Below are 4,366 nucleotides of genomic sequence, written 5' to 3' on the forward strand. Positions count from 1 at the left end.
AGTACGACCGCCGCAATGGCTAGTGAATGACCAGCCCCGGCATCTCGCCGTGAAGGGCGCCGGATCGAATCCGGCCCGGGGCACCGGCCGCCGCACGCGGCCCGCCGCACCACTGGGATGCGGCTTCACCCTCCAACGGCGCGCACCCCCGGAGCGGCTACTCCGGGGGTGCTGTTCGGGCCGTTTCACCGTCTAGGGAGACCACGACCCATGAACCACATCGTCACTGTTCAGGACGCTGTTACCGCGTTCGCCGACTTCATGGAGCCGACGGATGCGGAGCTGGACGCGATCGAGCAGGAGATGCCGGTGATCCTCGCGGGTGTCGACCTGGTCGACGCGCAGATCATCGCTCTGGACCGTACGCCGACCGAGCTGGACAACCGGCGTATCCGCCGGGCCCGGAACCGGGTGCTGGCCGCCCGCCGGGACCTGGCCAACCGCACCACCGGCGCGACGCGGCCCGGCGGTGCGGCATGAGCCTCCACCGCAAGGGACGCGCCGCCCTGGTGCTCGCCCTGGTCGCCGTGGTCGCCATGGCGTTCCGAGTCTCGTGGAACGCGCTGCGGGACATCGCCGGCGCGGTCGGCGCCGATGACACGGCCGCGATGCTGTACCCGTTCGTGGTCGACGGCCTGATGGCCCTCGCCCTCATCGCCACCCTCGTACTCACCGGCGACGCCCGCCGCTTCGCCCTGCGGGTCCTCGGTGCGTACACGATCGCTTCCCTGGTCCTCAACTACGTGCACGGCCTGGTCCCGGAGCTGCACGGCCGCACGGTCGACTGGGGACGGTTGGCCGACTGGGACCCGGCGAACTGGGCCCTGGTCCTGCTCGCTACGTCGCTGCCGGTCGGGTCGATCTACTTCGGTTCCGACCTCGTGGCCAAGGTGCTCCACCACCGCCCCGCCCCGATCCCGACCGCGAGCACGAATGCGGAGGAATCGACCGATAGCGAGAGGAAACGGTCTACGGCTGACCTCACGGTATCGACCCCCGCGCCGATCACCCCGAACACGACGGTGCTGCCCCGTCCGGTGGCCGTCGGCTTCCTGAAGTCGACGCTCCCGGCCAAGCCGCCCCCCTCGATCGCACCGGCCCCCGTTAAGCCGATCGAGCCCCGCACCGTGCCGGCGGAGTCGACCCGACCGCGCCGCGCCACCGGCCGTGTCCCGGACGCCGCGAAGCCGACTCGACCGAAGCGCACGCCGGAACAGTTGCTCGCCGAAGCACGCAAGGCGACGGCCGACTGGCCGGACGCGAAGGTGACCGCCGAGGGCATCCGCCGCGAGGTGCGCACGTCGCCGGCGAACGCCCGGACGCTGCGGGACACGCTGCTTGCTGAGCGGGCCGAGGGTGCTGCCGCCTGACGGCTACAGGTTGTCGAAGATCGCCGCGACGGCTCGCCAGAACCGAGACCAACGGCGGTGCTGCTTGGTGCAGTACCGCCGCCTGCGCCACCTACTGCGTGGCTGCCGGACCGGTACACCACACCACTTGCACGGCCGTGTACGGCCCACGGATTCCCCACCCATGCCGCACACCGTAGCGGCAACCCCCTGCGACTCTCCGAGGAGCGTCTGACCATGCGTAACGCTGATATCCGCCGGTTGGATCGCGCGATCCAGGCGACGGAGAAGAAGTTGGAAGCGGTCCGCCGTGGCGAGTGGTGGCCGCTGACCGGCAGTGAACGCCGGGCCATGGCCCGCGCCCTGGCCGTCGGCGGCTACAAGGTCGCCCGGGGCCGCAGCGCCGGCCGTGAAGAGAAGCGGATGGACGTCACCGGCAACAGCGCGGAGACGCGGCTGAACGCGGAGTTGACCGCCCTGCACGGCGAGCGTCAGAGGCTGCGCACCGAGGGGGCCCGCGCGAAGGCGGCCAAGAAGTCGTCGGGGTGGTGGTGACCGTGGCCAAGCCGGTAGAGACGCCGCCGGGTGAGTGCCCGCAGTGCTGGCAGCACGCCTACGACCGGCGCGTTCACCGCAAGCTCAAGCCGCGCGAGGACTGCCCGCAGTGCGTTGACCACATGGTCAACGGCTGCCCCTACCTCGTGCCCAAGAAGTCGTCCCGCTGGTGGTGACCACGCCCACCGCGTGACGCTTTGCCGCACGTTACTGCTGCCCGGGGTGGCCGCTCTTTCCACGGACCCGGCCACCCCGGCTCTCCCTTACTCCCGCCCCGATCGGGGCAGTCAGGAGAACTTCCAGCATGTCTGAGAACGTCGTTCACCTCCACAAGCCCACCGACCCCCCGACCCCCGACACGGCCCCCACCGTGCTCACCATCGTGCCCGACGCGCCGCCCGCCCGTCCGGTGCCGCTGTGGGTCCGCTCCGGCCACGCGGTGAAGACGGCCGTGACGCACGAGCGGACGAAGACGGTCGTGCGCGCGGCGGCCCGGCACGGCCTCTACACCTTCAACGGAGGGCGGATCGTGGCCCGGCGGGCGTGGGACGGCCGTACCGGGTCGCGCTATGAGCGGATGATCCGGGCGGCGGAAGCCGCGGGGAACCTCGAAGCCGCGGAGGAGTGGGAGGAGCGGTTGCAGCGCTTCCGCGCCGCCCGCCACCACCGCCGCATGGACCTGCTGCACTCCCCGGTGGAGGCGGCCAAGGGTGTGGCCGTCGGCGCTGGCATGAGCATCGGCGTGCTGGTCGCGCTCGGTGTCGTGATGGCCATCAACACCGGCCAGGTCCGGGACGTGATCACCCCTCTGTCGGCGACGATCGACTTCATCGCCCTGCTGATCCGGATCGTACAGATCGTGTGGGGCCCGGCCCTCACCATCGGCCCGTTCCTCGCCCTGCTCGCCCTGTGGTCGGTCGGTCACAAGCAGCACGCCGCCCCCGCCTGGGCCCTGCCCGCCAACGTCCGGTCGGGCGAGGGTGAGCCGATCACCCCGTCCATCGTGGTCAAGGCCCTGCGCGACCTCGGAGTCCCGGCCCTGCGCAACGCCATCAAGGAGATGGGCGACGCCGGCGCCTCGATGCTCGGGCCGATCACCATCGCCGGATGCGGTGTGGAAGTCGACGTGACGCTTCCTTCGGGGGTGTCGACTGATGAGGTGCAGAAGCGGCGCAAGAAGCTCGCGGAGAACCTGACCCGGCACGAGCACGAGGTGTTCATCACGATCCCGCAGGCGGCGCGGACGGTGCGGCTGTGGATCGCCGACTCGGGTGCGCTGGACGAGCCGATCGGCCCGTCCCCGCTGACCACGGACGAGTCGCTGACCGCCGATTACGCCAAGGGCAGGGCGCCGTGGGGTCAGGACCTGCGCGGGGACGCCGCCGCCCTGTCCCTCTATCAGCGCCACCTGCTCATCACCGGGTTGTCGAACCAGGGCAAGACGGCCGCGCTGCGGGCGCTGGCCCTGTGGGCGTGCCTGGACCGTCGGGTGGAGTTCCGGATCGCCGACCTTAAGGGCGCCGGCGACTGGGCCATGTTCGACGGCCTGGCCACGGTCCTGATTCAGGGTCCGGCCGATGAGCAGGTGATCGAGGCCACCGAGATGGTGGAGAGCCTGGTCGAGGAGATGAACCGCCGTATCGAGATTCGCCGCCGCGACCCCGGTGCGGTCTTTGACCCGCTGATCGGCATCGTGGACGAAGCGCAGGTGGCGTTCATGTGCCCGGTCAAGGACGAGGACGGACGCCCCTACGGCGGCTCCAAGGCGATCTCCCGGTACTTCATGGCCGTCCGCAAGGTCCACAACCAGGGCCGGGTGGTCGACGTGCTGCTGTGGGAGGGCACGCAGGACCCCACCGACCAGAACCTGCCCAAGCTGGTCCGCGAGGGTGCCCACACCCGTGCCTCCCTCGCCCTGGGCACCGAGTCGCAGGCCCGCATGGCGCTGGGGGACAAGGCCGTGGACGGCGGCGCCGCCCCGCACCTGCTGCGCCAGGGCCTGGACAAGGGCACCCTCGTCGTCGCCTCTGACGGGATCGAGATCCCTGCCGGGCAGGCGTCCATCACCGTGCGCACGCACTACATCAACGACGAGCAGGCCACCGCCATCACCGACCGGGCCAAGGCCCTGCGCGATGGCGTCACCACCCTGCACGCCATCGACCGGGGCGAGGAGCGGGACCCGCTCGCCGACATCGCCACCGTGCTGGGCAGCGACACCCGGGTGCGTACGCAGGAGGTCATCACCCGGCTCGCCGCGCTCAACGCCGACGCCTACAACGGGTGGTCGTTCATCGACCTCAAGCGCGTGCTGGACGCCGCCGGCGCGGAGCCCTACAAGTCCGACGGCCGCATGGTCGTCGGTCGCGACCGCGTCGCCCGCGCCCTCGCCGACCGCGACACGGACGGTTCCGCTTCCGCCGAATGACGGCAGGGAGCCGACCCCCGACGGGTCAGGGAGA

The 4,366-nt window shown here is 71.0% G+C and carries 5 protein-coding genes; all 5 read left to right on the top strand.

Annotated elements, in window-relative coordinates; translation table 11 throughout:
- Positions 1 to 210 precede the first annotated feature (210 nt).
- The 5 genes from RIF68_RS28570 to RIF68_RS28590 all read left to right on the top strand — a co-directional run bounded on the left by RIF68_RS28570 (position 211) and on the right by RIF68_RS28590 (position 4,332).
- A complete protein-coding gene (locus RIF68_RS28570; protein WP_309054179.1) occupies positions 211 to 480 on the top strand; it encodes a DUF6284 family protein in 270 nt (89 codons plus the stop codon).
- A complete protein-coding gene (locus RIF68_RS28575; RefSeq protein WP_309054180.1) occupies positions 477 to 1,370 on the top strand; it encodes a DUF2637 domain-containing protein in 894 nt (297 codons plus the stop codon). Before RIF68_RS28570 ends, RIF68_RS28575 begins: the two co-directional genes overlap by 4 nt.
- Before the next feature lie 216 nt (positions 1,371 to 1,586).
- On the top strand, positions 1,587 to 1,904 hold the full coding sequence (locus tag RIF68_RS28580; protein WP_309054181.1) for a hypothetical protein: 318 nt from the start codon (positions 1,587 to 1,589) through the stop codon (positions 1,902 to 1,904).
- Positions 1,901 to 2,080, top strand: a complete 180-nt coding sequence (locus RIF68_RS28585) for a pRL2-8 (RefSeq protein WP_309054183.1) — start codon at positions 1,901 to 1,903, stop codon at positions 2,078 to 2,080. The genes RIF68_RS28580 and RIF68_RS28585 overlap by 4 nt, the downstream gene beginning before the upstream one ends.
- A gap of 128 nt (positions 2,081 to 2,208) precedes the next feature.
- Positions 2,209 to 4,332 (top strand): FtsK/SpoIIIE domain-containing protein, encoded by a 2,124-nt coding sequence (locus RIF68_RS28590; protein WP_309054182.1) that lies wholly within the window; start codon positions 2,209 to 2,211, stop codon positions 4,330 to 4,332.
- Positions 4,333 to 4,366: the final 34 nt, after the last annotated feature.

It is taken from the genome of Streptomyces sp., assembly GCF_031178505.1.
In the GTDB taxonomy this organism is placed as follows: Bacteria; Actinomycetota; Actinomycetes; order Streptomycetales; family Streptomycetaceae; genus Streptomyces; species Streptomyces gulbargensis.

Excerpts from the sequence above, each read along its gene's own strand:
- RIF68_RS28570 (WP_309054179.1), top strand. The coding sequence starts at position 211 with ATGAACCACATCGTCACTGTTCAGGACGCTGTTACCGCGTTCGCCGAC.
- RIF68_RS28575 (WP_309054180.1), top strand. The coding sequence starts at position 477 with ATGAGCCTCCACCGCAAGGGACGCGCCGCCCTGGTGCTCGCCCTGGTC.
- RIF68_RS28580 (WP_309054181.1), top strand. The coding sequence starts at position 1,587 with ATGCGTAACGCTGATATCCGCCGGTTGGATCGCGCGATCCAGGCGACG.
- RIF68_RS28590 (WP_309054182.1), top strand. The coding sequence starts at position 2,209 with ATGTCTGAGAACGTCGTTCACCTCCACAAGCCCACCGACCCCCCGACC.